This is a genomic window from Nocardia vinacea (assembly GCF_035920345.1).
GTDB classification, from domain to species: Bacteria; Actinomycetota; Actinomycetes; order Mycobacteriales; family Mycobacteriaceae; genus Nocardia; species Nocardia vinacea_A.
This window is the reverse complement of record NZ_CP109149.1, coordinates 9,294,824-9,320,045: the sequence shown is the minus strand read 5'-3', so window position 1 is coordinate 9,320,045 and position 25,222 is coordinate 9,294,824. Positions and strand designations below refer to the sequence as shown.

Genomic DNA, 25,222 nt, shown 5'->3' with positions numbered 1-25,222 from the left:
GAATCATGCGAGCACATGACCACGAGACCGCCGAGGAAACGGTTCGCCCCAAGTCGAGCCGGGTCGAGGACCCGACCGCTGCGCAACTGCGCGCGGCACTGTCGGGACGGCTGGACGCGGTAACGCCGAGCGGCCTGCTCGGATTGCAGCGCACCGCCGGAAATGCCGGTACGACAACGCTATTCGAGGAGCAGTCGCCGGTGCACGGCGTCATCGGATCCGGCGGCGGCGCCGCGCTCGAACCCGAGGTGCGCGCCGATATGGAATCCCGCTTCGGACAGGATTTCGGCGACGTGCGTGTACACACCGACGACCGCGCGCATCAGTCGGCCAAATCCGTGAACGCCCACGCCTACACGGTTGGCTCCGATATCGTCTTCCAGCGCGACACCTACGACCCGTCATCGGATGCCGGACGGCACACCCTCGCCCATGAACTCACCCATGTGGTGCAGCAGCGCGGCGGCCCGGTCGATGGCACCGACGCCGGTGGGGGCGTGAAGGTCAGCGACCCGTCGGACCGATTCGAACGGGAGGCCGTCGCCAATGCCGACCGCGTGATGTCCGCGCCATCAGTGGCGGCCGAGCCCGCGGTACAGCGCTGCGCCGACGAACCGGCCGCGGTCCAGCGGACCGAAGCGCCCGCCGAGCAGGAGGAAGAGGAGCCGACGGCGCAAACCTATGTCCAGCGCGCCGAGAGCGAAGAGGACGAGGAGTCGGCGTAGGCCGGTGATTCGATCGGAGTCAGAGCATGCCCGAGCCCGCCCGCAAATCGAAACCGCCTCGGCCGCCGCATAATCCGGCGACTCCGGTGCGCGCGGTCGGCACCGCGAATGCGATGCAGCGGTTGCAGGCGACCGCTGGCAACGGCGCCGTCGCCGCGCTGTTCGCTCAGCGACTCAGCGCGGGCGAGGATGCATCGGCATGTCTACCGCCCATCGTGGCTCCGACCTCGATGACACCGAAGCAGGATCCGAAGTTCGCAGCGGCCACCGATCAGGTCGCGGCGGAATCGGCTGCGGCAAAAGCACATCCGGCCCCGGCGAAGGAGGTCAAGGCGGCCCAGGACGCCGCCGTCGCACCGGCCGACGATAAGGACGCACAGGCCAAAGCTGCACACACCGCGACCATGGCGGCAGCGAAACCGGCGGGCTTCGACAAGGCCGGATTCATCGCCGCGGTCAATACCGCGATCGCGGCCAAAGCGCCCAAGAATCTCGACGAGGCCGACAAATTCGCGACCTCCGGCAAGGCCGATCAGGTCAAGAACGAGGTGCTCGGCAAGGTCAGCGCGGGCAAGGAGTCCTCGGCGAAAAATGTCGCCGATACCACCAAAGCGACACCGGACACTTCCGTCGCCAAAGACAAACCGGTCACAGCGATGCCCGCCGCGCCACCGGCCCGCCAACCCGTCACGCCCGATCCCGCGGCGGCGGCGCCGAAACCCGCACCCGCCGAACAGGTCCAGCTCGGTGCGGGCAGCTGCGAGGCCAACGCGAAGATGGCCGAGGCCGGAGTCACCGACGAACAACTCGCCAAATCCAACGAGCCCGAGTTCACCGGCGCGCTGGACACCAAGAAGGAGCTGCAGTCCCACGACGCCGCAGCGCCTGCGCAATTCCGCCAGCAGGAAGCCGCCACCCTCGCCGCGGCCAAGGATCAGGCCGGTGCGAGCGCAAAAACCGGTCTGGCCGCGATGGGTTCGGCCAAGTCCGCCTCGCTGCAGGCCACCGGAGCGGGCAAGGATGCCACCAAAGCCAAGGACGAGGCCGAACGCGCGCGCATCACCGGGGAGATCAACAAGATCTTCGACGCCACCAAGACCGAGGTGGAACAGATCCTCACCGGTCTGGACGGGTTGGTGGCCCAGAAGTTCGAGGAGGGCGAACGCAAGGCCAAGGAGGCGTTCACCGCCGACCACAAGGAGCGGATGTGGCAGTACAAGCTGCGCCGCTACGGCGGTCCGCTCGGACCCACACTGTGGGTGAAGGATCTGCTCCTCGATATGCCCGCCGAGGCGAATAACCTCTTCCTGGAGTCCAAGAAGCTCTACGAGTCCAAGATGTCGGCGGTCATCAGCGATATCGCCGACACCGTCGGGACCCAGTTGAACCGGGCCAAAGAGCGGATTGCGCAGGGGCGCACCCAAGTTCAGAAGTTCGTCGCCGAACAACCGGCGAATTTGCAGAAGCTCGCAGGGCAGGCCGTCGATGAAATCGGTTCGCAATTCGCGGATCTGGAGAAAACCGTCGACGAGAAGCAGCAGTCGCTGGTCGACGATCTGGCGACCCGCTACAGCGAGGCGCGCGACGGAATCGACGAGGAGATCAAGAAACTTCAGGACGAGAACAAGGGGCTGGTCGGCAAGACCATCGATGCGGTCGGCGGCGCGATCGAGACGATCAAGAAACTAAAGGACATGCTCCTGGGCGTACTGGCGCGGGCGGCGGGTGCGGTCGAGAAGATCATCAAGGATCCGATCGCCTTCCTCGGCAATTTCGTCAATGCGGTCAAGGCCGGGATCAGCAACTTCATGTCGAATATCGGAACGCACCTGAAGAAGGGCCTACAGGGCTGGCTGTTCGGGGCCCTCGCCGAGGCAGGCATCGAGATTCCGGCGAAGTTCGACCTCAAAGGCATTATTACGCTGCTGCTTTCACTGCTCGGCCTCACCTGGAACTCGATCCGCGCGCGCATCGTCAAGGTCGTCGGCGAACCCGCTATGCAGAAGATCGAGGGAGCCGTCGATTTCGTGAAGGCGATCGTCACCGAAGGCATTCCGGGACTGTGGAAGTGGATCGCGCAGAAGATCACCGACCTCAAAGAGCAAGTGATGGGCCAGATCCGGGAATTCGTGATCAGCAAGGTGATCACCGCCGGAATCACCTGGCTGATCTCACTACTCAACCCCGCGGCCGCCTTCGTCAAGGCCTGCAAAATGATCTACGACGCGGTCATGTGGTTCGTGGACAATGCCGAGCGCCTCAAGGAATTCGTCGACTCGGTACTGGATTCGGTCGAATCGATCGCCTCCGGCGGTGTCGGCAAAGTCGCCGCCCTGATCGAAGGCACCCTCTCCAAGACCGTCCCCATGCTCATCAGCGGCCTGGCCAGCCTGCTCGGTCTCGGCGGCATCGCCGACAAGATCAAGAAGATCCTGGAGACGGTGCAAAAACCGGTCGGCCAGGTGGTCGACAAGCTCATCGGCGTCGCGGTGAAGTACGGGAAGAAGTTCCTGGGGAAGCTGAAGAATTCGAAACTCGGGAAGGCGGCCGGACGAGCCGCAGACAAGGTGAAAGCCAAACTTCGCGGCGGGGACGACAGCCCGGAGGGCAAGCAGAAGCGGCTCGAGAGTGGACTCGCGACCGGTGTGTCGATCGCAAACCGATTCTCCGGCAAGACCGTCGGCGAAAGTGTGCTGCGACCACTACTGAGCGCCGTACGGCTGCGGTACGGATTGCAGGTGGTCGAGCCCGTGCAGCAGGGTGATCACTGGGCGGTGCACGCGGAGGTGCAACGCGCGACGAAGGTGACGGCCGCCAAAGCGGCCAAGGGCATTCAGTGGGATAAACCTCCGGCGACAAAGCTGCAGGCACGCGGACTCGACCGAGACGAGATCACCCACGTCTTCGACCAAGCGCCCAACATCAATCTGATCAAGTCGGCGATCATGGAGGGGATACTGGCCCGCACTAAGGCCAAGGCGCATCCCTCGAAGCCTGGCAAACCAGCGAAGGATGCCAAGGGACGACCGCAGCCGGAGTTCATAGCGGGACGTCGTCTCAGCATGGGCGGCAGATCTCTCACCGACGGTGTTCTCGCAACCCTCGGCATGGAGAACAACAGGCGTGTGGTCAAGATTCACAAGATCTACGAGGCGAAGTCGAGCGAACGCCAGAAGTACAAGCTCGCCGAGGAGCACGATCGCTACAGCCGCATATCCACCACGCCGCAGGGCGAATACCAGATGAGCGACAAGGACTTCCTCCGAAAAGAAGTCATCGAAGACCTCATTGCGCAGCACTGCCCCGGTGAGCCGTACGCGGCAGCGCAGGCCAAGGTCACGACCAGATTCAAGTCGAGGATCGAATCACTCATGGCTGCCAAGTATCGCGAGGCTACTACCGGCCAGGCGGTTCGAAATCGCGAGCGATTCAGCCCGGATGTCGACATGAAGACCGCAGCTGATATCCCGGCCGTCGTGACCATCGACGAAAAACCCTATGCCGTCGTCGCATTCTCGCCCCGTCAGATAGTCACGGTGGGCGTCCTGCCCAGCGATGTGAAGCCCGGTGACACGGTCAAGGAGAAGCTTGACGATCAAGGCGTGGAGGCGGAATTCGAGAACGTCGCGATAACGGCCGATGCGCTCTCCAAACTTGCGGCGGAGGTCAAAGCAGCTGCGGGCAAATGACATACCGTCCGCTGCCCATTCGTGCCGACCGCACTTCCCCAACGGCCCGGCTAGCGGAACCATGACTGATTGCGCCGCTCGTTGAGCTCGATCAACTCGTCCTCGGTGAGCTCGTCTTCGTACGTCATAGGTTGCGACTGAACTTTCGGCTTCACCACATGCGGACGTCCCGCGGCGAGCTCGAGATTGTCGAGTGCCGCCTCGATCCGCGGATCCGCATTGAACTCGGCCAATCGTTCACGCACGTTGATTCGCGCTTCGTCGAGCGCTTCCCGAGCGAGAGTGGTGATCAGCTTGCCGAGCTCGGCCCCGTACGGCGTAACACTCTCATCGATGCGCACCGCAGCCAATGTTCCGTCCGCGCCCACCTCGACGGTGACCCCGTATCGCCCGGCGCTGGCCGTATCAGTCAGCAACGCCCGACGCACTGCCTCCATCCGACCGGTGATCGGGTCGATGTCCCCACTGTTCGGATACATCCTCGACTCCGCCCTTCCCGATGACCCATTGCAGCCGTGCTAGCGTAGCGGCACTTTCAGGGGAGGGATCTGATGACCGAACTCTATGTCGACCAGCCAGCGGTGGAGGGCATGATCGGCGCGCTGAACCAGTCCCGTGACGTGTTGGCTGGCGTCCCCACCAGCAGCTTCATCGCCGCGATCGAATCTGCATTGCCAGGCTCGGGCCTCGGCCACGCCTACCTCAAAGCCGGGTGGCGCGGGGGAGCAAGCGTGCGTGGCGTCAACGCTCAGCTCACTGATATCACCGACAAAGCCGGAATCAGCATCGTCGAGTACAACAACCGCGATCAGCACACCGCGGGTGCGGTCCAGGCGCTCGAGGACGCCCCCCGATGAGTGCGATCCCACCGACCAAGTCGCAGATCCGCGCCTGGAACGTTGCCCCGCTGGCCGATCAAGGGCTGGAATGGGGCCGCGGGGTCCAGTCCATCACCGACGAGCACGGAGCCATTTCCCGCCAACTCGCGGACTCCCCTGGCTTCTGGCGTGGCGACGCAAGCGATGCCATGCGCGATAAGGGCACCGAGGCCCTATCGTCTCTATCCAAGGTGGTCACCGCCTTCGAAAAGGGCGAGCTGGCCAGTTCGCAGATTGCCAACATTCTAGGTTTCGCGAAATCCACTGCGGTGAACGCGATTACCGAGGCCGAGAACCAGAAGTTCATCGTCGCCGAGAATGGTGTGGTCAGCTACGACGACGCGACTCTGGCCTGGCTTTACAGCCAATCCGAGGACACCTCCTGGCTGACAGCCGATTTCGTGTTGCGCAAACTTGCCAACGACCATGGGACGAAAATCGTCAAAGCGCTCCAGGACGCGGCCGATGCTGCGGAATCCGCCCGCAAATCCATCGAAAACGCATTCGCCGACGTGCCGATCCCGCCCGACGCCGAACTGGAGCGGATCGTGACCGACTATCAGGTCGAGGCCGATCCGGACGGAATGGTGAAGTGGCCGGATGGGGCGCTCAAGGCGTTGATGGAAGCAAAGAGCTTGGGCGACTTCGAGCCCAAGGATGTCACGGCGAGCGAGGCCGCCATGCTCGATCAGCTCAGCCTCGGCGACAAAATTCGGTTCTATCGCATTATGACCGAGGCGGAGGACACTGCCAAGGAAGTCTTCCCCAACGACAATACCCAGGACAACCACACCGACGCCTTCCGCCACACTTACTGGAACGCGCTGATGACTCAGGAATTCGGCGAGGACTGGACCAAGGAATACACCTCCAAGCACGAAGGCCGACCCGATAACGCCGCCGTGCGCGAGGCAATGGACCTGTACAACAACGAAATCGGACGTTCGATCGCGTTGAACAATCCCGGCGCAAGCCAGGAGGAGTTGCGCGATCTCGCCAAAGACGCTGTCCAGCGCGGGGATACCGTGCTGATCAACCAGGACAAACAGCTCAGCCGCACCAACCAGGTCGCCGAAGGTCAAGCCGTGGATTCGGACCTGTTCGATAAGAATCCGAAGTTCCTGCCCGGTACCCCACTACCGAACGACCGACCTTCGCCCAAGTGACACACAGGATCGATACTTCCTGGTGAATTGGGACTTCCTCCTAAGGAGATTCGATCAGTGAGCATGAACACGACAACTCGAGCGGTATCAGGGCTGTGCGCACTGGCGGCTGTTGTCACAGCCACCGCCGGATGCAAGCTCCCGTTCAGCGGTGAGAGCGTGACCGTTCAAGCCGAGAATCCCTCTCTGGCAGCGGCATTCGATCGGGTGCAGGATGCACATGGCAGCGCACGACTCGGCGATATCGTCGCCGAATCCGGAGTAGGTATTGGCGAATGGGATCGGATGTACAGCTTCTACTCCCCGAACACCGAGGACAAGGTCAATGCCGTCCTCGGCACCCCGGACCTCGATTGGAAGGGGCTGGCGCAAGGCTCGGACTCCGCAATGCAGGTCTTCGTGCGCGGAGGCAAGGTTGTCTACGCCTTCGATGACAAACTGCCGCGCCACAGTGTGGGTACCCACAAGTACGCGACGCCCGATTCTCTTGTGCAAGCGAGAGAGGAGCAAGACAAGGGACCGCTGTCCCGTGGCACGGTATGGGTGCTGGACATACAGCAATTCTCCTAGCACGCGTGTATTGACGGCGTTCAGACACTGTGAAAACGAATTGCCCTCCGGATTCACCCGGATCGGTCCCGTCGAGATCGAAAGTCGGCGTGCGAGCGTCGAAATAGCCCATGCCCGAGGTGCCGACAGCCGATACGGTGGTGCGGTAGCAAGGGAGGGCTCATGGAATTGGTCAAGGGTGCGAACGCGCCGGTTACCGCGGGAGAGGTGCGGGTCGCGGTAGCTGCTGCAGCGGCAGTGGATGTGGCGGCGCTGCTGCTCACGCCCGCCGGGAAAGTTCGCTCCGACAGTGATTTCGTCTTCTACAACCAGCCGACCGCGCCTGGCGTGGACGTGCATCCTCCGGACGCCATCCGCATTGTCCCGGGTGCGGTGCCCGGCGATATCGACAAGATTGTCGTCACCGCCAGCCTCGACGGTTCCGGGTCCGCCGACTGGGGACAGGCGGGCCCGCTGCGGATCTCGGTGACCGATGGTGCCACCGGGGCGGTCCTGGCCACCTTCGTGCCGACCGGTTTGGGCCCGGAGACCGCCCTGATCGCCTGTGAGCTCTATCGGCGTCAGGGTGCCTGGAAGGTGCGCGCGGTTGGGCAAGGGTATGCCAATGGATTGGCAGGTATCGCAGCCGATTTCGGGATCACTGTCGACGACGCGCCGAGCATCAGCCAGCCGGCATCGCCGCCCGTCGCGCCGGTCCCCCAGTCCCCTGCCGCACCAGCAGGCCAGCCACACGCCGGACCGCAGCCATACTCCGCGCCACAGCCGTACGTCGAACAGTTGCCCGCCGCACCACAGCCTTACGCCCAGCAACCATCCGCCCCAGCCCTGCAACCCATCGCCCAACAGCGGCCCGCCGCAGCCGCCGTCACGCCGCACCCGGGCGCAGCGCGCAGTTCGGGCAGCCGACGCTGAGCCTCGACAAGGGCCGAGTCTCGTTGCGCAAGAACGAAACCGTCTCTCTCACCAAGCACGGCGCGCCGCCGCTGAGCCGGGTACGAATGGGTTTGGGTTGGGACCCGGCGGTACACGGCCGGAATATCGACTTGGACGCGTCGGTCATCGCATACGACCACCGAGCCAAGAAGCTGGTCAATGTCTGGTTCCTGAAGCAGGAAGCGTTCAAAGGCGCCATCCGGCACTCCGGCGATAACCTCACCGGCCACGGCGAAGGCGACGACGAGGTCATCACGGTCGACCTCACCGCACTGCCACCCGAAGTCTACGCATTGGTCTTCACCGTGAACTCGTTCGCGGGCCACAAGTTCGACCAGGTGGGCCGCGCACACTGCCGCCTGGTGGACGATCAATCCGGTACGGAGCTAGTGCGATTCGAACTGTCCAAGGGCGAGCCGACCACGGGTGTGTTCATGTGCATGCTCACGCGCGGCACGCACGGCTGGAATATGACGGCCCTCGGCGAATATGCCAAGGGCATAACCGTGCGCAAGATGGTGGACCCGGGCAAACGGTTCGTGCTGACGACCCTCTGATTCAACGACTGCCGCGTCCTGAAATGCGCCTTCCGCGCCCAAGCCACCGCTTTCGAAGCAGCCGAAATCCTCGTGGGTCTTCGCTATTCACTTCCGCGCCACTTGCGCTTGGGCGTACGCTGCGACACTCGCACCGGCCAGCACAGCGCCCACACCAACACCGCCAACGGCACGCCAGCCGCCAGCACCAGCCCGGCCGTGCTCCAACTCACCATCCCTGCCTCCCACACGAGAACGCGGTCCATCGAGCGAAAGACATTCGCGGAGCAACAGTTTCGACGTCCGCGACACACATCACCGCATGCAACATCAGCACATCCATGTGCAGCGGCGACGGCATGATCACCGCATCCACATCCGCGCCCCGAACTTGGTCGACCAGTGGCACCAGCGTGATGTCCGGCGGCCACACCAGCGCGTAGCCGAGCCGCCGCGCCAGCCGCCGCACCTGCGCCGCATCCCATTCCGACATTCCGGTGACCACCGGGTCTATCCAACCCAGCGCGGTCGGAAGCGGCCTCATCGCTGCCTTGCATCGCGGGGTGCGGTTGTCGGTGTGAGCCGTGCGGCGAGCGCCGCGGCATCCGCACCGGGGTCGGTCAGCCCATCCAGTACATCCAGCAAGGTCTGCATGTCGGGGCCGGGCGCCGCCGGTAGCTTGGGATCAACGAAATAGCGACAGTCCAGCCGCTCGGCGTGACAACAAGTCTCGATCACGCGCTCCGGGCCATTGGTCCGTTCGAGGCGGACGGCTTTCGGCCTTCTCTCGTCGGCATCGGCGGTTGTAGATCGCCATGGCGTGTACTGCTGGCAGATATCCATGTCCGGGCTCATTCCGTGTTGTTCCTCCTGATCGCGTATTGGTAAGCACCCGTCGCCGAGGAGCAGTCGCCACCGACCGGGTGGTTCGGCTGGTCGGTCGATGTGCCGATGGGGAACATGGCATCGACCCGTCGGAGGGGCTACGACGAACCGTTGGCACGCCCGCTGCCGGGGGATGCGGCACCCCGGCTCCGGCACGATGGTGTGGGCACGGGCTGATCTGCGCATTCGCAGACCGCGTCCGCGAACCGTTCGACTACATCGGCTGGTGCGCCGCTGTAGTCGGCCGCTGGACCGATGAACGGATCACATTGCGGCAGTTCCGTTCCGAATCGTCGTGCACCGCTCTCGATCGGCGGCGGTTCAGGTTTCGGGTGGTCACCGGCCATCCTGACCGGTGTTCTCCGCGCCCGGATCGGCGTGAAGTTCCCGACGGCATAGACCAGCCGCACTCCGTAAAGGAGGGTAGTGAGCACGACGATCAGAGCGGGCATTGGACAGCACCCCTCGGTTGTCCGGTTTCGGAGATCTGTTGTCAGACAGAGGGGCTGGTGCAGGTCGGGCAGTCAGCGGGCGAATCGGTGGGGTGCGGATGTCCCGTCTCGATCAGGCGTGTCCAACAGCCGCGCAACATCTCACACGTCCCTACCGTGCAGTCGGCGTGTAGATCGCGGGAGATCTCCCGATGCATCTGCGCCGGTGCCATCGCCTGGCTCGGATACCGGTGCTCGATGGGATCGGCGGCCATATCAGAACCCCTGGTGCGGAACATCGGCCGGGACCAACCGCCCGGCCTCGATCAGCCGTTTCTTCGCCTGCGCCTTGACCGGGCACATCGACGCAGCGCAGTCCAGATGGGCCTGCATCACCGCGTGGGCGTATTCGATTGTCATCACAGGCAATTCGCTGTGGCTCGTTACGGGCAGGCCATGCATACGGAGACTCCGAACGTGGGTGTGAGTATCTGGAATCCCCGGTAGCCGAGGCCGAAACAACCTGTGTGACAAAGTGATTCACTGAGGCGGCGGGTACATCCCGGCTACCGGGGTGATTTCAGTAGTACGCTTCTCAGCAGAGCTGTGGAAGATTTCAGCGCGTGAATTGACCAAGTTTGTTCCAAAATTCCACGGCGAGGAGCAAACTTATTCCAAACCGACATCACCCGATAGCGAGGCTAAGGAATGTCCATCGGTTCAACGGGCTCCACTCTGCCGCGTCGTATGCTCGGCCGAGCGCTCAAGCGGTTGCGGGAAGGATCGGGCGTACCGCCCAAGGTTGCGGCGCAGGCCATTCGGGTATCGGCGCAGACGTTGTGGCGGATCGAAACCGGACAGCAGGGACCGAAGCTGAAAGAGATTTATGTGCAAGCACTCTGCCAGCTGTACGGAGCGGCATCGGACGAGACGAAGGTCCTTGTCGGTCTCGTGGAGCTGGCCGAGCAGAAGAACTGGTGGCACCCGTACGAAGATGTCATTCCAGAAGTCTTCGCCCTGTTCATCGGCCTGGAAGAGTTTGCCAGCGAGCTTACGACCTTTCAGCTCACACTGATGCCGGGTCTCCTCCAGACCGCCGATTATCGACGCGCCGGTGTCTGGGCACTGCAGCCGCAGGTCAGTCCGACCGAGGTGGAGCGCAACGTAGAGTTGACGATTCGGCGGCAAGAGCGGCTTCGGAAGGATAGCCAGAACTTTACTGTGCATGCTCTGTTGTGCGAGTCGGCGTTGCGGTACCCGATCGGTGGTCCGGCGGTTATGGGACGCCAGCTGCGCCACCTCGAAGAGGCGTCTCAAATGTCTAACGTGTCGATTCGCGTCGTACCGCTCAGCGCGGGAATGCATATCGGCCTGCAGGTAGGGAGCTTCGTCTTGCTGGAGTTCCCTGAACATCCGACCGCCTACCTGTCGGAGCCCCCGGTGGTATACGTGGAGGGGTACACAGGTGCCCTCTACCTGGAACGTGAGCCGGAGATTCACCAGTATCGCTCCGGACTTGCGGGCATCCGGCGTGTCGCGTTGGATGAGGGGAAATCCAGGGAACTGGTGGCCCAGATAGCAAGGGAGTACGAAGGGTGAGCATCGACCTATCCGGGGCAAAGTGGTTCAAGTCCAGCCGCAGCAAGGACGCCCAGGCCTGCGTGGAAGTTGCACACCTCAACGGGGGCATGGTTGGCGTGCGGGACTCCAAGGATCGCACCGGTCCGGCGCTGGTTTTCAGTCCCGCGGAGTGGGATGCCTTTGCGGCAGGAGTCAAAGAAGGCGAGTTCGATCGCGCCTGATCGGCGGTCGACACACGAAACTGAATGAGCTCCAGGTGCTTTCGTCGCCTGGGGCTATTCCTTTCTCAGGGCTCGACGCCCGCGCGTCGGCGACGGTAAGTGGACGTGCATCTACTCGGCTGACGATGGCGACATCCGAAGCAACCGCAGCGTCGCATCCAGCGTCATCGTTGTCGTCGTGCGCGGCTCTGTAGAACCCACTCTGCAGGATCACCAACGCCTTTGCGTGGTGGTGACCTGGCCGGTACGGTCAAGACGAGCTTTGTGGGGGCGGGGAAGCCGGTCCGGCCCCAGGTCGGGGATGGCACCGGCGCGAGAGGACGAGATGGCCAGCTGGAGTGGGGTGGTCCGGGGTGTGGTTCTCGGTGCGGGGATGATCATGCTGATTTCGGCGTGCAATTCCGGTGGGGAGTCGAAGGGCAGTACGAACAGTGCCTCGGTGACGCCGACCATCGCGGCGGATGTACCAGCGGGGTTTGATGCGTGTAAAGACCTCCCGCAGAGTCTTATTCAGTCGGAGAAGCTGAAGAACGGGGGGGCCGACAACACGGATAGGCCTGGTGGCATCAAGTGGCGCGGATGCGGCTGGGTTCAGTCCAACGGTTACTTCGGCTCGATCGATACCACCAACATCACCCTGGCGATGGTGCACGCAAACAGTCAGTACACTGTGACCGATGATCTCAATGTAGCTGGGCGGGCGGCACTTACCTATCGCCCAAGCGATGATCAGACGGATCAGCATGAGCACTGCATCCTTCTCGTTGAGATGAAGGGCGGAAGCCTCGAGCTCAGTATCAGCAACCCGCCTTCGGCCAAACTGACTGCCTCCCAGCACTCTTGTGACATCGCTAAGCGTCTGGCGGAGCAGATCGTTCCAGCGATACCTGCCACCCTCTAGACTTGTGCCGACCTTCGGTTGGTTCAAAACCGAAGAGCACAGGGGAGGAAGATCAACGATGAGCAGCGATACGACGCCACAGTCTGCGGGTCCGTTGGCCAGCGCGATCAAGGACGCTCAGGATGGCAAGCTGACTGTCAGTTTCAGCAATGAAGTGCGGGTTAACGCCGACGAGTTCGTCTACATCGAACGTGACTGCCAGGCTTTCATGGACGAGATCCGGAACCTTCAACGGATCGCGGAATCGATCTCGGACCGAAAGTACTGGGGTCTCGGCGAGACGACGGACGGCATGAGTTCGGCCGCGACGCTGGTGGCTCGCTTCCGCGGTAAGGCCAAAATTGTCAATCCGGCCACGGACTCGGACAATAACGTCTTCGACATCCTCGAGCAGCACTATCAGATCGTCGAGGAGATCCAAAACCTCCACCGCGCAATCGCCCAGAAATACGTCGAGCAGGATCAAGAATTCGCCGCTCGCTACAACGAGTTGAATGCGAATGTAGAACCCAGCCAGATCGGTACCCCGACCCAACTGGGCGTGATTTCGCCGCCGGCCGTCGGTGCCTCGAAATGAGTGTTTCGAATCATCCAGGGGCGCGCTGGCCAGTGCGATCAAGGACGCCCGGACGCTGAACTACCACGCAGCAGCCGACCATGTACGAGCGGCACAGGAGTTCGCAGCCCGCACGGGAGACCGATCTGTACATGACGGAATTCGGCCCACTGAATGTCGAGATCCATAGCCACACTGTGGAATTCGAAGTGGACGACCCAACAAGGCAGCTGTCGAAGGCGACACGCTGACCTACACACCCAGCGTCCCAAGGTCTCCCACTTCGCTCTATCGCTACCCCAACGGGCATCGGTTAGGATTCGCGTCATGAGTGATGGGGGGACACCAGCCTCTGGCCAGAACCTCTCGGTGGTGCCCGAGAAGGTGCGGGAGGTTGGCAAGTACGTCTACGAGTTGGCCGAGGCACTGCGATCGGCACTGGACTCCGCGGCTAAGGACGTCGCTTCGCTGACCGATGGCAGCTGGACCGGGGACGCGGCCAATGAATTCTCAGAGGGCTGGACCGAGGTCCGCGATGGCGGCACCACGATCATGACCGCCCTGACTGGGATGGCGGAAAAGCTCGGCGTCACTGCAGATACCTATCAGGCGCGTGATGAGAGCAACGCCGCTGTATTGAACACTTCGAGTTTGGATCTGCCATGAGCTCTCAGTTTTCGGTCGACCTGGACCATCTCGATGAGATCGTGGTCCGTCTGTCCGGACTCGCTGGCTTCATTGGCGAGCATCTCGATGAAATCGACGATCGGGTCGCTACCTTGACCGGGAGTGGGTGGGAAGGTGTTGCCGCCCAGGCATATGCCGATGCCCACACTCAATGGGTCACTGGTGCAAGGGAATTCGTCGAAGGCGTGAAGGATATGAGCGACGCGGCCAAGGCGGCCCACACGCGCTACACCACCGCCCACGACACGAATTACAAAATGTTCTCCCAGGGATAAGAAACATGGGTGTACTGGTTATCGACTGGCAGACCTACTACGACGCCGGCAAGAAATGCCACGCCTTGGCCACCGACCTCCGTACCGCCGACAAACCGGTCCACGATGCGGTCAAAGGTGAATGCGCGAGCATGGCCGGTAACACCGCGGGCTGCGAACAATGGGGCAAGACCTACGACCGCGTCGCCCAGGAAACGATGCAGACCTGTACGAACCTGGCCGACGCCCTCACCAACTTCGGCAACATGCTCTACGCCGCCGGGTACAACTGGGCACTGGCCAATAACTCCAACCCGATGCCCGACCGGCCCACCGTGACGGCGATGTCGGAGTACAAGGTGACAATCCCGACTTCGGTCGGCAACAACGGCGACGGCGTCACCGAGGGACAGGGCAGTATCCCCGGCTTCTACGACGCCCTGGTCGGGAAGATCCAGGAAGAGTTCGGAAGCAAGCTGCCCAACGGCAACAAAGACAAGCTCGCCAAGGCCGCATCGACATGGCGAACGTTCGCCGAACACAAAACCATCACCGATGCCGCATCCAGGATCACCGAGATCACCAACCTGTTCAGCGATATCCAGGATAAAAAGGGCCTCGAACCACTCCTCGGCCACCTCACCACCCTCAATGGCGGTGCCACTCAACTTGCCTCCGCGTCCCTCAACCTCGCCACACCCGTCGGGGAATACAGCGCCGCTACCTCCGAAACCCGCGACAAATTCCGGGACGCGGTCACCAACGCCTTGATAGCAGCCGGAACCACAGTCGTCATCGGCGTCGCCGCCACCTGGATCACCGCCGCCCTCAGCGACATCGCCGCCGGCGTCGGCGTCGTAGCGATCGCCGGCAACACCGCCAGAGTGCTCAAAAGCACCTACGACACCAGCAAACTCATCAAAATAATCGGCACGGCCTCCGCAGTGGCGGGTGCCGCAGCCTTCACCGTCACTGCATTCGACAAGGTCCCCAGCCTCACCGATATCGCCCTCAAACTCGGTGCCATCATCGCCATGAAGGTTTACATCGATGAGTCAGACAAATTCGAGAACTTGCCGCCGGCTCCGGGCAACCCGGCTCCGGGTATGACTGATGAAGTTGAAAAGTACATCCTTGGGAAGCATGTCAAAGGCGCTCCCAACTATAATCCTTCAAAGGGCACATGGCCTGACACGATTTCCGGAGAGGCACTCGACGAGCTGGCCGAGGCAGCCGAAAACTCACCGGCACGAGGACCGAACCACGACGGCAATTTTGAACGCGAGGTTGACGCCGGTAAAGTCATCGGCAGCGTGTCAGAGCAGTTGGGTGGTCACGCCACCAGTCGATACAAGATAATTACCGACCGATTCGGTGGCATTATTACCATGTATCCGATCCCGTAGATGTTAGGAGTTGAATTGGGAATCGATATAATTATTCAAAATCAAATCCACGAACGGATCGCCCTGGTATATGGGGACGTGGAGGATACGCTCGTCAAGTATCGAGGAAGTGCTCCGGCAGGCTCAATTCTTCGGGGTCTTCACGCGCACGCGGACACAATGTTCAACACAACCCAGCTGACCATGCTTTTGGACGAACTAGCAAATCTGTCGCCGAACAACGACAAAGAAGCAGAGATGCTTGTCGTATTGCGCGATGCCGCCGAAACCGCTATCCGCAAGAATGGGTATCTTTGGTTCAGTGGGGACTGAAATCGTGAACGTTTTCCGCCATTGCTGCAGCCGGTCCTGCGCGCAGCGCGCAGCGGCGAATTTGCGCATCCGGGTGCCCGACATAATGGCCGGCATGGTTGCCCTTGCGAAGGGTACCTTCGCGGCCAGCGCGGGTTCCCCATAGCGATCATCTGCCGCGGTTTGATAGCGAACAGCCGAAATGTGGTCTTGCGAAGGGGTGGGCTGCACCTGCAATCCGGCCTGGCCGTGTCACGGTCTGGCCGCCGCCAGCGCCTGGCGGACGAGCACCTCTGCGAGGCTCGAGCCACTGCCGAGCGACTCGGCGACGACCGCGACCGGGTCCTCAGCTTCGGCCCGACAAACGTCGGCATATGGTCGGTCGCACTGGCAGTCGAAGCGATGGACGGCACCGAGGCGCTCAACCGCGCCCGCGATCTGGTGCTCCCCGCCGACGCACCGAAGGAGCGTGCAGGCCATCACTACATCGACCTGTCGCGCGCCTACCTACTTCACGGTGACCGTCGTCGTGCGTTCGACGCGCTGCTCACTGCGAAGTCGATCGCACCGGCGCAGACCCGCTACAACCCAATGGTTCACGAGACCGCCCGAGCGCTTGCTCGCGCTGAGGCCCGCGCCGTCGACAGCGTGCACGGGTTCGCCGTGTGGTGCGGGATTGCCCCGCGACTCTAAGTAGGCAGGCCCTTCGCGACGGCCGGGGCCAGGAACTCGACGCGGAATGACGCGACGTATTCGCTGCGCTTGTCCAGGAACCGCCGGGTGTGCGGCTGCCGCTCATGCTCCTCGAACGCATCGCGGTCGCGGTACACCTCATAGAAGATCCGCGAGAGCGGTTCACCGTCAACGGTGTTGGTTGCATAGACCAGCGTGCCGGGTTCGTTTTCGGTGATGTTCTTGACAGTCTCGGCGACGAGCTGGTCGAAGGCTGCCGCCTTGTCGACGTCGAACAAGTCGAACTTCACCACGAGTGCAAACATTGGCCCACCGTATAACAGACGGTAGGTAGTGCTCGGCGGTTAGGCGCGCTACGGCATGTTCGGCTACTGAGGCAACTTTGTCGCATACCTCGTCGGCCAAAATGACGAAACAGCAAGGGCTCCAGTGCAACTCACGCGACGATTGTCTCGGTCTGTCATCGGGCGGTGGTCGATCGGTGCCCGCGCTGGATCCGCCAGGTACTCCAGGTCGCGCAGACGCAGGACGACAGCCCAGCCGACATCTCCCGGCGCTGATCAGCGCTCAGCGTCTCACGCCGGAGGCTGGGCTCCCGCTAGGGTTCCACGGGCCCGAGGAACTGGTGGACGTCCCTGGCGAACTGGAGCATCTGTTCGCCTGCCTCGAGCACGACAGTTGTGGAGGCTGTCCAGTTGCCATCCATATGCCGCCACGGCTTGACTGTCCACGTCAGGCTCACGTAGCCGTGAGAAGCGAAGACCGCCTCAACCCGTAGGTCGCGGTCCATGCTCTCCCAAACACGGGCGCCGTCCCAGCCAGTGAAGTTGCGAGCCAGGTCGTCGAAGAACCAGACGAGATCGCTATCGCCCATGACAGCAAGTGTCACCTGGTGCACGGCGGCGAGTAGCCCAGGAGCCCCGATCCGAACGCAGACCTGGATCGAGTTATCGCCCCATTGATCGACCCGGTTGCACAGCCGAGCCCATGTCCCGTCGCCCGGAGCGCCCAGGGATATTGCCATGCCCTGGTCGGCATCCTGGTCACACTCGCACTCCATCACCGCATGCTATCCGTGGTCCACGCTTCTTTGCCGGATCCCGCTGACCTGTCGAATCATGGGGATCTGCGCGGGCCAGTGCCAGCTGTGGCGGCTTTCGAGCTGGCCGAGGTCACCCCGACCGGACCGCGGAGCATCACTGACCAATCCTCGATATCAACGAATCCAACTCGGCCACAAAACGATACAACACCACAGATCACATCTACCACCAGCTTATCCAGGCGCCGTCGCAGCATTAATATTAAATTGTCGGCGGTATTCGCAGATAGGCTTTTGAAAATAAGTCAAGGCTTGAAATTTCCGTGCCATGGTTGGTATTCCTGAAAAGGTGCGTCCGTTGCTGCGTCGCACCGAGGAGGGAGTTCTGCAAATGTCCTGGTTCGTAGACGATCGCTGCGTGAACTGCGATGTGGCCCGGCAATTGGCGCCCGGCTTGATCGGCGAGGTCGATGGTCGCTCCGAAATTTTGCGTCAACCGCGCGACGAAGCCGAAGAACAGGCGCTGGCCGCGGCCGCATTCGCTTGTCAAACCCGGTCGGTTCGGCGCAGGAACGTGTCACTCAACGCGGCGTTCGACCCGTTCCCGATGCGCCTGGACGAGGGTGTTTACCTGTGTGGCCACAATTCGTCGCGCACAGCAGGCGCCAACTCCTATCTGCTGCGGCGCTGCGGCGGCAACCTCATGGTCGATACGCCACGCTGGAGCGAGTCGCTGGCAACGCGATACGAGGCGCTCGGCGTGGTGACGGACGTTCTGCTGACCCACCGTGATCACGCCGCGCACGGCCGGCGCTACGCAGACCGATTCCGGGCTCGACTGTGGATTCACGAGGGTGATCTCGATTCATCTCCGGATGCCGATCAGATAATACGGGGAGCCGATCCCATCGAGATCGTCGACGGCGTAATCGCGCATCCGTTTCCGGGCCACACCGTGGGAAGCGTGCTTTATATAGTCGACGACCGATACTGTTTCAGCGGAGACAGCCTGTACTGGTCCCGCACCACCGGAGATATCGAAATTGCCGAGAGCGTAACCTGGTATTCGGTCGAAGTACTGGCCGAGTCGCTGGCACGATCGGCCGATCAGCTTAGTTTCGAATGGCTATTGCCCGGTCATGGGGGTCGCCGACAGCTTCCGGCAAACGAGATGGCGCTCCGTATGCGAGGCCTGGCCGAACGTGTCAAAGCCCTTCGCCCCCAACCGATCGACTTCAGCGCCATGCGGTGGTGATCACGGCTCAGTGCCCAGCCGAACCTCGCGAGCCGGGCCTTCGCCCCTTTCAGGGCTCACACCGATGCCGGCGACCAAGACGGTCACGAGAACGATTCGATATCGCGCAGGTTCAAGCTTCCGCATCCGACTGCACGATGGGGCAGCTTCCCGTTCCCCATCGGCTCGCCGCGCGGGCGTACTGCGGGAGCGATAGTCGTACGACGCTAGGTGGGAACAGTTCACCTCGGAATGAGGAGGCCCAATGCCCACCTATCTGTCGCCTGGCGTGTATGTCGAGGAGGTGGAGGCCGGGTCGCGACCGATCGAGGGTGTCGGTACGGCGGTGGCGGCCTTCGTCGGATTCGCCGAGCGCGGGCCGTTCAACGAGCCGACGTTCATCACCAATTGGAGCCAGTTCAGTCAGCAGTTCGGCGATTTCATCGATGGGAGCTATCTGGCGCATGCGGTCTACGGGTTTTTCGGCAATGGTGGTGGCGCCTGCTATGTAATCCGGGTCGGCGTGGACAGCAACGGGAATGGCAAGGGGAACAGGGAGCTTCCCGCCGGTACGCGTCAGGCGGTGGTGGGCGGGTATCGGGTTGCGGCGCTGGATCCGGGCAATGTGAAGCCCGATATCACCGTCGAGGTTGCCGCGGCGGGTGACGGTGCACCGGAGGACCAGTTCACGATCATCGTCAAGCGGGGCCCGAAGGTAGAGGAAACGATCGGCCCGGTCACCACCAAACGCGGTAAGGACAATGTGGTGACGGCCGTGCGGGCACAGTCGAAGATCATCTCTATCGAGGAGTTGAGTTCCGGTGGCGCACTTGCCCGTCCGGACTTCGGCAACGTGACCCTCGCGGTGCCGCCGGCCCCGAAGCCGACTCCGGACCGCGTCTGTGCCGAGGACTATGTGGGTGATGTTGCCGATCGCACCGGCTTCTCCGGGCTGGAGGCGATCGATGAGGTGACGATGGTCGCGGTGCCCGACCTCATGAGCGCCTACGAGCGGGGCGCGATCGATCTCGAATCGGTGCAGGCCGTGCAGCTCGCGATGATCACGCACTGCGAATTGATGGGTGATCGGGTGGCGATCCTGGATCCGCCGCCTGCGCTCGGTCCGCAACAGGTCAAGGAGTGGCGGGTCGAAAAGGCGGGGTACGACTCGAAATACGCGGCTCTGTACTACCCGTGGATCAAGGTATTCGACCCTGCCGCGGGCACCGGACGCTTCGTCCCGCCCAGCGGTCATATCGCCGGGATCTGGGCCCGCAACGACGAGTCTCGTGGTGTGCACAAAGCTCCGGCCAACGAGGTCGTCCGCGGTGCGCTCACTCTCGGGGTGCAGCTGACCAAGCCCGAACACGATCTGCTGAATCCTTTGGGCATCAACTGTATTCGCACTTTCCCGGGGCGCGGGATCCGCGTATGGGGTGCACGCACGCTGTCCTCGGATCCGGCCTGGCGGTACCTGAATGTCCGGCGGCTGTTCAACTACATGGAGGAATCCATCCTGAACGGCACCCAGTGGGTGGTGTTCGAACCCAATGACGACGCGCTGTGGGCGCGCATCCGGCGCACGATCAGCGCCTTCCTGGTGAACGAATGGCGTAAGGGCGCCCTGTTCGGCCTCACCCCCGACGAGGCGTTCTACGTCAAATGCGACCGCGAAACCAATCCGGCCGAGGCCATCGATGTCGGCCAGGTCGTCTGCGAAATCGGTGTCGCCCCGGTCAAACCCGCCGAATTCGTGGTCTTCCGCCTCGCCCAGATCTCCGGCGGCACCAGCCTCGTCAACGAATGACCACCCACAGAAAGTAGGACATCATGGCGCTCCCAGACCTCGACACGTCGGTCGGTCATTCCTTTGGATTGGAGATCGACGGTGTTGTGATCAAACAGATTTCGGAAGTGTCGGGCCTCAAGCTCGAACAGGACGTCATCGAACTCAAGCAGAACACCGCCGACGGCAAGTACGTCATCAAGAAGCTGCCCGGACGGTACAAGGCCGGCGAAGTCACCTTGACGCGCGGTCTCACTGGTGACAACAGCTTCGAAAAGTGGGTCAAGGATTCGCGATTCGGCAAGATGAGTGCCGCGCGCAAGGGCGGGGCGATCATCGTCTACGACTACGAGGGTCAAGCGATGAAGCGCTACAAGCTGACCAATGCCTGGCCGAAGTCGCTGGAAATCGGTTCCTTGAAGGCGGGCGATACCAGCGTGCTCACCGAGAAATTGGTCATCACCTACGAGAATCTCGAGGTCGAGTAATGCGCCGTGTGCACAGTGGGGTCGACCGACTCGGCGCGGTAGCGGTGGATACGCGGGTCGAGTCGGCGCCCGAGCCGGTAATGCGGACGGAGTTTCCGTTCGTGCTGCCGCGCGGCTACCTCGACCCGTCGGGGACTGTGCACCGCAGCGGCACTATGCGATTGGCCACCGCGCGTGACGAATTGGTGCCCCTGCGCGACGATCGGGTCCGGGAGAATCCGGCGTATCTGTCGGTCGTGCTGATCGCGCGGGTGATCACCCGACTGGGCACCCTCACCGATATCCACGCCGGCATCGTCGAGGATCTGTTCGCATCCGACCTGGCCTTTCTGCAGGATCTGTACCAGCGGATCAATGCCGAGGGCCACAGCAGGGCCGGGGTCACCTGTCCGGAGTGCGCGCACGAATTCACCATCGACCTCGCGGGCAGCCGCGTGGGGGAATAGCGACGTACGGGGTCGATTCGTTGCTCCAGGAGATCTCGTACGTCGCCTACCACTTCCATTGGCCGCTCGCCGAAATCCTCGACCTGGAGCATCCGGATCGGCGGCGCTTCGCCGATGAGATCGACCGCATCAATACCAGGGCCCGAGGGAGGTGATCAGCGATGGGGTGGTTGGACCGACTGTTGCCGTGGCGGCGTATCGAGTCAGCGCATGAGTCGGAACCTACTGTGCGGGTGCGTGATTGGCCCGCGATGCCGCCGGTGCAACGGGTTGTTGCAGCGCCATCGCTGATCAGTGGTCCGGCGCGGTTCGCGGATGAGCTCGTCTCGCATCGGGATCCGTCCTTTCGGGGGCCGGTGGTGCATGAGGTCGATGCCGAAGCGCCGTCCGGGTTCGTGGCGGGGCTCGATAGCAACCCGGTTGCCGTGCAACGCCACTCGGACGCGTCAGGTTCCGCGACTGAGCACCGGCCAGCGGTGATGCAGCGCGAGTTCGCGGCACCGGCGGGGTCCGCTGGTCCAGCGGGGTCCACTGGTCCGGTGGGCTCGGCACGTCCGGTCGGCTCCGCAGGTCCGGCGGTCCTCGCCCGCCTCGGACAGCCTGGCAGCGAGTTCGTGTCGGCCGGGCACGTGTTCGAACCGGAGATTCGTCCGGTTCCGATCGTGCCGACCCCGGCATCGTCGACACCGGCATCAGTAGCATCACTTTCGCAGGACTCCTCACCGGCGAGCGATCTTTCAGTCGCACAATATGATTCGGAACCGTCCGGGCCATTACCACCGAATGAGAGCGGTGACGCGCCGGAGAGCCGAGCCGACGACCCCGCCGCGACAAAAGACACGCCGTCCGATCCCGCACCGCCGCATCTCGATTCAACGATGCCGGTGCAGCGCTCGATCTCGCCCCTGCGTCCACGACGGTACGGGCTCGGTGCTCCCCTGCCGGAGACCAACGAACCAACGCATTCGACGCCGCCTTTCGTTCAACGATCCCTTGGCGAAGGCGATTCGGGGCTCGCATACCCGTCGCCTGCCGAGCTGCCCGGCATTCAGCGGAGCTACGTCGGCGGCACACACGACGTGATCCATCGCGCGGCCGAACTATCGGCCGACGCACGAACGGAACCGGTCCTGCCGCCGACGCCCCCGGCGATGAGCGCGAGCGCGCCTTTGCCGATTCAGCGCGCGGAATCGTACGACGACTACTCCGAAATCGGTTGGGCTCCAGATTCTTCTGGGGAATCAGTGTCGACATCTGAGCACGCGATGCCGACCCTCGAGCGGTCGGTGCCGACCTCCGGGCCGCCGATACCCACCGTCGAACAGCCCGTGCCGACCTCCGAGTCGCCGATACCTACCCCTGAGCAGCCGACGCCGATCTCAGAAGAATTGGTGCCGATCTCCGACCGAACAGCGCCGACGATCGGAGCAATCGACACAGCGATCTCCGTCGACGGCCCGCTGCCTGTACCTGCGATATCTCCCGACACCACCCTGCGCCCGGGAACCGCATCCGAGTCCACCCACTGGCCCGCCTCCGCCGCAGGCCCTGGGACCATACCTGATTCCGCCAACCGGCCTGCGTTTCCGCGTGAACTCGACATCGTGCCGGACTCGCCGGTAAACCCCGCCGTTCCGTCAGAATCGTCTGCGGCCCAAACGTTTACGGCCACAGCGCCGCCATCCTTCACCGCACCATCACTAGCGACGCGCACCCTGCAACGCCGAACTGGACAGCCGGATACGCACATCCCGTCAGGTCCGCTTCCACCTCGCGCCGAGACGCCGGTGCAGCGCACGGCAACCGATCCGGCCGTGCCCGAATACTGGAGCAGCTCTATGGAGTTCGATACGAACTCGCCAACCCCAGCGCCCCCGCCTCCCGCACCCACCGAACCCTCGAGTACGGCACCGGGCGTTGTTGGAACAGTCGGCATGTTCGCACCGCCCACGATGGTGCAGCGCTCAGCGGGATGGCAGCCGGTGGGACGGACGAATACCGCCCTCCGGGCATCGGCCACGGCACAGCGCCTGCCCGCGACGAACGCACCCATATCGGGACCGAGCACCGTCATGTCCCGCCCGCGCCCCGTTTCACCGGAACCGTCACGCACCGCGATCCCGGCCAGCCTTCAGCGCATCATCGGTATCGGCAGTTCGACCGGTTTCTCCCGCGCCGCGACCACGACCGCGTCCGCGGCAGATCCCCTCAGTGCACGTACTGCCGACCACGTCCCGGATGCGCCGGTGTGGTCCCCGATGCAACTGCAGCGAGTCGCGGGGCCGACACCCCCGAGCGCCGCAGACATCGCCGCCGCATTCGCGCACAACGCCACTCCCGAACCACCGAAAACCACAGAACATGCCGAACCCACTGTGGCCCGCCTCCCCGACACGGCGACCACCACTGATCCGTCCGGCAGGGCATCGACCGACGCCGCGCCCATATCCGCCAACGCGACTGCCGCCCACGGGACTCCGACACCTTCCGGCACCTCCCCCACCGACATCGACGCACTCGTCGCCCGCCTGTACGACCCGATCGTCCGCAAACTCAAGGCCGAACTGCGCCTCGATCGCGAGCGCGCGGGCACGGCCCTCGACCTCACTCTCTGATCACCCGAGGAGACCATCATGCCAACCGATCTCGACCCCGCGGTCAGCGTCTGCTTCGTCGTGACGATCGACAATATGAGCCTCGGCGCATTCAACAGCTGCGAGGGCCTCGGCTGCGAAGTGGTGATGGAGCAGCGCGAGGAGGGCGGCAATAACGGCTTCGTCTGGCAGCTGCCCACTCGAATCAAATTCTCCACCATCAAACTCAGCCGTCCGGTCACCCCGGATACGGCGAAGGTGGCCGCGTGGTTCGGCAGCGTCGCAACGGGCGTGCGCGCGAAAACCGGCCAGATACGGGCCATGACCGCCGACGGCACCGTGGTCGCGCAGTGGGGTCTGCTCGGCGTGATGCCGGTGCGCTGGACCGGACCCTCGCTCAATGCCGAATCACCGAAGGTTGCTGTGGAGACCATCGAGATCACCCACCACGGTTTCGTCGAGCCGGGGAAGGCCTGAGATGCCCGCGCCGATCGCCTTCGCCGCCAGCAGTGCGGGCGCCGACCGATCCGGTAGCGGCCGACCGAAATTGGAGCATGCGTTTCTCGAGGTGCGCGATCCGCCGGTGGAGAAGGGTTCGCTGCAACCCGGCCCGCGCCGCGGGCAGATCGACTTCCAGTTCAACCCCAAGGAGCTGTCGGTTACCAAGTCCGCCAAGTGGAATCGCGATGCGCAGAAAGGCAGTAAGAAGAGCGGCGTGCCCGAGTTCAAGGGCGCCGACCCCGCCAAGCTCACCCTCGAAATGTTCCTCGACGCGGGCCCACAGCAGGACACCAAGGTGGTCGACACCGTCGAGCGGCTGTTCGCCTGCTGCGTGCCCACCGACGAAAGCCACGACAAGAAGAAGTCGAGCCCGCCGTGGGTGATCTTCCACTGGGGCGGGCTGACCGGATTCACGGCATATGTGAGTTCGGTGGCGGTGAAGTACACCCTGTTCACCGCGGGCGGTCTGCCGATCCGCGGCACCGCGACGGTCACGATCGAGGAGATCGCCGCCGATCAGCCCAAACAGAATCCGACCTCGGGCAGCCTGACGGCGCGCACGATACACACCGTCATCGCGGGCGATACCCTCGCCTCGATCGCTTGGCGCGAGTACGGCGATCCGACCCGCTGGCGCGCCGTCGCCACCGCCAACAATATCGATGACCCGATGCGGTTGCGGCCCGGTACGGAACTGCTCATTCCGGCCGCCGAAGAGCTCGAGTAGC

At 63.1% G+C, this 25,222-nt stretch carries 31 protein-coding genes; 24 read left to right on the top strand and 7 right to left on the bottom strand.

The window, feature by feature from the left end; all coding sequences use genetic code 11:
- The first annotated feature begins 5 nt into the window (after positions 1-5).
- Positions 6-725, top strand: coding sequence for a DUF4157 domain-containing protein (locus OIE68_RS42250; protein WP_327096478.1), 720 nt, complete (start codon positions 6-8; stop codon positions 723-725).
- Between the two features lie 26 nt (positions 726-751).
- Positions 752-4,414: a hypothetical protein gene (locus tag OIE68_RS42245; protein WP_327096477.1), complete on the top strand. Its 3,663-nt coding sequence runs from the start codon at positions 752-754 to the stop codon at positions 4,412-4,414.
- Between the two features lie 50 nt (positions 4,415-4,464).
- Here OIE68_RS42245 and OIE68_RS42240 read toward each other — a convergent pair whose 3' ends face one another.
- Positions 4,465-4,893: a YbaB/EbfC family nucleoid-associated protein gene (locus OIE68_RS42240; RefSeq protein ID WP_327096476.1), complete on the bottom strand. Its 429-nt coding sequence runs from the start codon at positions 4,891-4,893 to the stop codon at positions 4,465-4,467.
- Positions 4,894-4,965: 72 nt separating this feature from the next.
- Here OIE68_RS42240 and OIE68_RS42235 point away from each other — a divergent pair, with 72 nt between their 5' ends.
- The 5 genes from OIE68_RS42235 (at position 4,966) to OIE68_RS42215 (ending at position 8,518) form a co-directional block, all read left to right on the top strand.
- On the top strand, positions 4,966-5,271 hold the full coding sequence (locus OIE68_RS42235; protein ID WP_327096475.1) for a hypothetical protein: 306 nt from the start codon (positions 4,966-4,968) through the stop codon (positions 5,269-5,271).
- On the top strand, positions 5,268-6,458 hold the full coding sequence (locus OIE68_RS42230) for a DUF6973 domain-containing protein (protein WP_327096474.1): 1,191 nt from the start codon (positions 5,268-5,270) through the stop codon (positions 6,456-6,458). Before OIE68_RS42235 ends, OIE68_RS42230 begins: the two co-directional genes overlap by 4 nt.
- Before the next feature lie 57 nt (positions 6,459-6,515).
- On the top strand, positions 6,516-7,028 hold the full coding sequence (locus tag OIE68_RS42225) for a hypothetical protein (RefSeq protein ID WP_327096473.1): 513 nt from the start codon (positions 6,516-6,518) through the stop codon (positions 7,026-7,028).
- A 162-nt stretch (positions 7,029-7,190) separates the two neighbouring features.
- Complete coding sequence (locus OIE68_RS42220) at positions 7,191-7,940, top strand: TerD family protein (RefSeq protein WP_327096472.1); 750 nt, start codon at positions 7,191-7,193, stop codon at positions 7,938-7,940.
- A 23-nt stretch (positions 7,941-7,963) separates the two neighbouring features.
- On the top strand, positions 7,964-8,518 hold the full coding sequence (locus OIE68_RS42215) for a TerD family protein (protein ID WP_327096471.1): 555 nt from the start codon (positions 7,964-7,966) through the stop codon (positions 8,516-8,518).
- Between the two features lie 83 nt (positions 8,519-8,601).
- On the opposite strand, the gene OIE68_RS42210 is transcribed toward OIE68_RS42215, so the two are convergent.
- From OIE68_RS42210 to OIE68_RS42195, 4 genes are all read right to left on the bottom strand, one after another.
- Positions 8,602-8,733: a hypothetical protein gene (locus tag OIE68_RS42210; protein WP_327096470.1), complete on the bottom strand. Its 132-nt coding sequence runs from the start codon at positions 8,731-8,733 to the stop codon at positions 8,602-8,604.
- Entirely contained in the window at positions 8,727-9,041 is a 315-nt protein-coding gene (locus OIE68_RS42205) for a hypothetical protein (protein ID WP_327096469.1), read from the bottom strand. The genes OIE68_RS42210 and OIE68_RS42205 overlap by 7 nt, the downstream gene beginning before the upstream one ends.
- Positions 9,038-9,352, bottom strand: a complete 315-nt coding sequence (locus OIE68_RS42200) for a hypothetical protein (RefSeq protein ID WP_327096468.1) — start codon at positions 9,350-9,352, stop codon at positions 9,038-9,040. The genes OIE68_RS42205 and OIE68_RS42200 overlap by 4 nt, the downstream gene beginning before the upstream one ends.
- Positions 9,353-10,089: 737 nt before the next feature.
- Complete coding sequence (locus tag OIE68_RS42195) at positions 10,090-10,233, bottom strand: hypothetical protein (protein ID WP_327096467.1); 144 nt, start codon at positions 10,231-10,233, stop codon at positions 10,090-10,092.
- Between the two features lie 288 nt (positions 10,234-10,521).
- Between OIE68_RS42195 and OIE68_RS42190 the strand changes: the two genes are divergently transcribed.
- The 9 genes from OIE68_RS42190 (at position 10,522) to OIE68_RS42150 (ending at position 16,403) form a co-directional block, all read left to right on the top strand.
- Complete coding sequence (locus tag OIE68_RS42190) at positions 10,522-11,412, top strand: helix-turn-helix transcriptional regulator (RefSeq protein WP_327096466.1); 891 nt, start codon at positions 10,522-10,524, stop codon at positions 11,410-11,412.
- On the top strand, positions 11,409-11,615 hold the full coding sequence (locus tag OIE68_RS42185; protein WP_327096465.1) for a DUF397 domain-containing protein: 207 nt from the start codon (positions 11,409-11,411) through the stop codon (positions 11,613-11,615). The genes OIE68_RS42190 and OIE68_RS42185 overlap by 4 nt, the downstream gene beginning before the upstream one ends.
- A gap of 373 nt (positions 11,616-11,988) precedes the next feature.
- Complete coding sequence (locus tag OIE68_RS42180) at positions 11,989-12,516, top strand: DUF3558 domain-containing protein (protein ID WP_327096464.1); 528 nt, start codon at positions 11,989-11,991, stop codon at positions 12,514-12,516.
- A gap of 4 nt (positions 12,517-12,520) precedes the next feature.
- Positions 12,521-13,093 (top strand): hypothetical protein, encoded by a 573-nt coding sequence (locus OIE68_RS42175; RefSeq protein WP_327096463.1) that lies wholly within the window; start codon positions 12,521-12,523, stop codon positions 13,091-13,093.
- A 306-nt stretch (positions 13,094-13,399) separates the two neighbouring features.
- The gene (locus tag OIE68_RS42170) at positions 13,400-13,738 is read left to right on the top strand and encodes an ESX-1 secretion-associated protein (RefSeq protein WP_327096462.1); all 339 of its coding nucleotides are present in this window, start codon (positions 13,400-13,402) and stop codon (positions 13,736-13,738) included.
- Positions 13,735-14,034 (top strand): WXG100 family type VII secretion target, encoded by a 300-nt coding sequence (locus OIE68_RS42165; protein WP_327096461.1) that lies wholly within the window; start codon positions 13,735-13,737, stop codon positions 14,032-14,034. The genes OIE68_RS42170 and OIE68_RS42165 overlap by 4 nt, the downstream gene beginning before the upstream one ends.
- Before the next feature lie 5 nt (positions 14,035-14,039).
- A complete protein-coding gene (locus tag OIE68_RS42160) occupies positions 14,040-15,419 on the top strand; it encodes a hypothetical protein (RefSeq protein WP_327096460.1) in 1,380 nt (459 codons plus the stop codon).
- Between the two features lie 15 nt (positions 15,420-15,434).
- Positions 15,435-15,731 (top strand): hypothetical protein, encoded by a 297-nt coding sequence (locus OIE68_RS42155; RefSeq protein WP_327096459.1) that lies wholly within the window; start codon positions 15,435-15,437, stop codon positions 15,729-15,731.
- Between the two features lie 183 nt (positions 15,732-15,914).
- Positions 15,915-16,403, top strand: coding sequence for a hypothetical protein (locus OIE68_RS42150; protein ID WP_327096458.1), 489 nt, complete (start codon positions 15,915-15,917; stop codon positions 16,401-16,403).
- Here OIE68_RS42150 and OIE68_RS42145 read toward each other — a convergent pair.
- Both OIE68_RS42145 and OIE68_RS42140 read right to left on the bottom strand, forming a co-directional pair.
- Entirely contained in the window at positions 16,400-16,708 is a 309-nt protein-coding gene (locus tag OIE68_RS42145) for a putative quinol monooxygenase (RefSeq protein WP_327096457.1), read from the bottom strand. The genes OIE68_RS42150 and OIE68_RS42145 overlap by 4 nt on opposite strands.
- 293 nt (positions 16,709-17,001) lie before the next feature.
- Positions 17,002-17,463, bottom strand: a complete 462-nt coding sequence (locus tag OIE68_RS42140; RefSeq protein ID WP_327096456.1) for a DUF6228 family protein — start codon at positions 17,461-17,463, stop codon at positions 17,002-17,004.
- A 310-nt stretch (positions 17,464-17,773) separates the two neighbouring features.
- On the opposite strand from OIE68_RS42140, the gene OIE68_RS42135 reads away from it, so the two are divergent.
- From OIE68_RS42135 to OIE68_RS42100, 8 genes are all read left to right on the top strand, one after another.
- Entirely contained in the window at positions 17,774-18,700 is a 927-nt protein-coding gene (locus OIE68_RS42135) for an MBL fold metallo-hydrolase (protein ID WP_327096455.1), read from the top strand.
- A 244-nt stretch (positions 18,701-18,944) separates the two neighbouring features.
- Positions 18,945-20,486 (top strand): phage tail sheath family protein, encoded by a 1,542-nt coding sequence (locus OIE68_RS42130; RefSeq protein ID WP_327096454.1) that lies wholly within the window; start codon positions 18,945-18,947, stop codon positions 20,484-20,486.
- Between the two features lie 23 nt (positions 20,487-20,509).
- Positions 20,510-20,953, top strand: a complete 444-nt coding sequence (locus OIE68_RS42125) for a phage tail protein (RefSeq protein WP_327096453.1) — start codon at positions 20,510-20,512, stop codon at positions 20,951-20,953.
- Positions 20,953-21,399: a hypothetical protein gene (locus OIE68_RS42120; protein WP_040699503.1), complete on the top strand. Its 447-nt coding sequence runs from the start codon at positions 20,953-20,955 to the stop codon at positions 21,397-21,399. The genes OIE68_RS42125 and OIE68_RS42120 overlap by 1 nt, the downstream gene beginning before the upstream one ends.
- Complete coding sequence (locus OIE68_RS42115; protein ID WP_327096452.1) at positions 21,348-21,554, top strand: DUF6760 family protein; 207 nt, start codon at positions 21,348-21,350, stop codon at positions 21,552-21,554. The genes OIE68_RS42120 and OIE68_RS42115 overlap by 52 nt, the downstream gene beginning before the upstream one ends.
- A 1,779-nt stretch (positions 21,555-23,333) precedes the next feature.
- Positions 23,334-24,014: a hypothetical protein gene (locus OIE68_RS42110; protein ID WP_327096451.1), complete on the top strand. Its 681-nt coding sequence runs from the start codon at positions 23,334-23,336 to the stop codon at positions 24,012-24,014.
- 18 nt (positions 24,015-24,032) lie between these two features.
- The gene (locus OIE68_RS42105; protein WP_327096450.1) at positions 24,033-24,470 is read left to right on the top strand and encodes a phage tail protein; all 438 of its coding nucleotides are present in this window, start codon (positions 24,033-24,035) and stop codon (positions 24,468-24,470) included.
- Position 24,471: 1 nt separating this feature from the next.
- The gene (locus tag OIE68_RS42100) at positions 24,472-25,221 is read left to right on the top strand and encodes a LysM peptidoglycan-binding domain-containing protein (protein ID WP_327096449.1); all 750 of its coding nucleotides are present in this window, start codon (positions 24,472-24,474) and stop codon (positions 25,219-25,221) included.
- The last annotated feature ends 1 nt before the right edge of the window (position 25,222 follow it).

What these genes read in the sequence shown, in the direction of transcription:
- OIE68_RS42180 (WP_327096464.1), top strand. Translation starts at nt 11,989, where the DNA reads ATGATCATGCTGATTTCGGCGTGCAATTCCGGTGGGGAGTCGAAGGGC.
- OIE68_RS42250 (WP_327096478.1), top strand. Translation starts at nt 6, where the DNA reads ATGCGAGCACATGACCACGAGACCGCCGAGGAAACGGTTCGCCCCAAG.
- OIE68_RS42210 (WP_327096470.1), bottom strand. Translation starts at nt 8,733, where the DNA reads ATGGTGAGTTGGAGCACGGCCGGGCTGGTGCTGGCGGCTGGCGTGCCG.
- OIE68_RS42105 (WP_327096450.1), top strand. Translation starts at nt 24,033, where the DNA reads ATGCCAACCGATCTCGACCCCGCGGTCAGCGTCTGCTTCGTCGTGACG.
- OIE68_RS42230 (WP_327096474.1), top strand. Translation starts at nt 5,268, where the DNA reads ATGAGTGCGATCCCACCGACCAAGTCGCAGATCCGCGCCTGGAACGTT.
- OIE68_RS42200 (WP_327096468.1), bottom strand. Translation starts at nt 9,352, where the DNA reads ATGAGCCCGGACATGGATATCTGCCAGCAGTACACGCCATGGCGATCT.
- OIE68_RS42125 (WP_327096453.1), top strand. Translation starts at nt 20,510, where the DNA reads ATGGCGCTCCCAGACCTCGACACGTCGGTCGGTCATTCCTTTGGATTG.
- OIE68_RS42205 (WP_327096469.1), bottom strand. Translation starts at nt 9,041, where the DNA reads ATGAGGCCGCTTCCGACCGCGCTGGGTTGGATAGACCCGGTGGTCACC.
- OIE68_RS42190 (WP_327096466.1), top strand. Translation starts at nt 10,522, where the DNA reads ATGTCCATCGGTTCAACGGGCTCCACTCTGCCGCGTCGTATGCTCGGC.
- OIE68_RS42235 (WP_327096475.1), top strand. Translation starts at nt 4,966, where the DNA reads ATGACCGAACTCTATGTCGACCAGCCAGCGGTGGAGGGCATGATCGGC.
- OIE68_RS42160 (WP_327096460.1), top strand. Translation starts at nt 14,040, where the DNA reads ATGGGTGTACTGGTTATCGACTGGCAGACCTACTACGACGCCGGCAAG.
- OIE68_RS42110 (WP_327096451.1), top strand. Translation starts at nt 23,334, where the DNA reads ATGTTCGCACCGCCCACGATGGTGCAGCGCTCAGCGGGATGGCAGCCG.
- OIE68_RS42245 (WP_327096477.1), top strand. Translation starts at nt 752, where the DNA reads ATGCCCGAGCCCGCCCGCAAATCGAAACCGCCTCGGCCGCCGCATAAT.
- OIE68_RS42130 (WP_327096454.1), top strand. Translation starts at nt 18,945, where the DNA reads ATGCCCACCTATCTGTCGCCTGGCGTGTATGTCGAGGAGGTGGAGGCC.
- OIE68_RS42145 (WP_327096457.1), bottom strand. Translation starts at nt 16,708, where the DNA reads ATGTTTGCACTCGTGGTGAAGTTCGACTTGTTCGACGTCGACAAGGCG.
- OIE68_RS42220 (WP_327096472.1), top strand. Translation starts at nt 7,191, where the DNA reads ATGGAATTGGTCAAGGGTGCGAACGCGCCGGTTACCGCGGGAGAGGTG.
- OIE68_RS42240 (WP_327096476.1), bottom strand. Translation starts at nt 4,893, where the DNA reads ATGTATCCGAACAGTGGGGACATCGACCCGATCACCGGTCGGATGGAG.
- OIE68_RS42135 (WP_327096455.1), top strand. Translation starts at nt 17,774, where the DNA reads ATGGTTGGTATTCCTGAAAAGGTGCGTCCGTTGCTGCGTCGCACCGAG.
- OIE68_RS42165 (WP_327096461.1), top strand. Translation starts at nt 13,735, where the DNA reads ATGAGCTCTCAGTTTTCGGTCGACCTGGACCATCTCGATGAGATCGTG.
- OIE68_RS42170 (WP_327096462.1), top strand. Translation starts at nt 13,400, where the DNA reads ATGAGTGATGGGGGGACACCAGCCTCTGGCCAGAACCTCTCGGTGGTG.
- OIE68_RS42195 (WP_327096467.1), bottom strand. Translation starts at nt 10,233, where the DNA reads ATGACAATCGAATACGCCCACGCGGTGATGCAGGCCCATCTGGACTGC.
- OIE68_RS42120 (WP_040699503.1), top strand. Translation starts at nt 20,953, where the DNA reads ATGCGCCGTGTGCACAGTGGGGTCGACCGACTCGGCGCGGTAGCGGTG.
- OIE68_RS42100 (WP_327096449.1), top strand. Translation starts at nt 24,472, where the DNA reads ATGCCCGCGCCGATCGCCTTCGCCGCCAGCAGTGCGGGCGCCGACCGA.
- OIE68_RS42140 (WP_327096456.1), bottom strand. Translation starts at nt 17,463, where the DNA reads ATGGAGTGCGAGTGTGACCAGGATGCCGACCAGGGCATGGCAATATCC.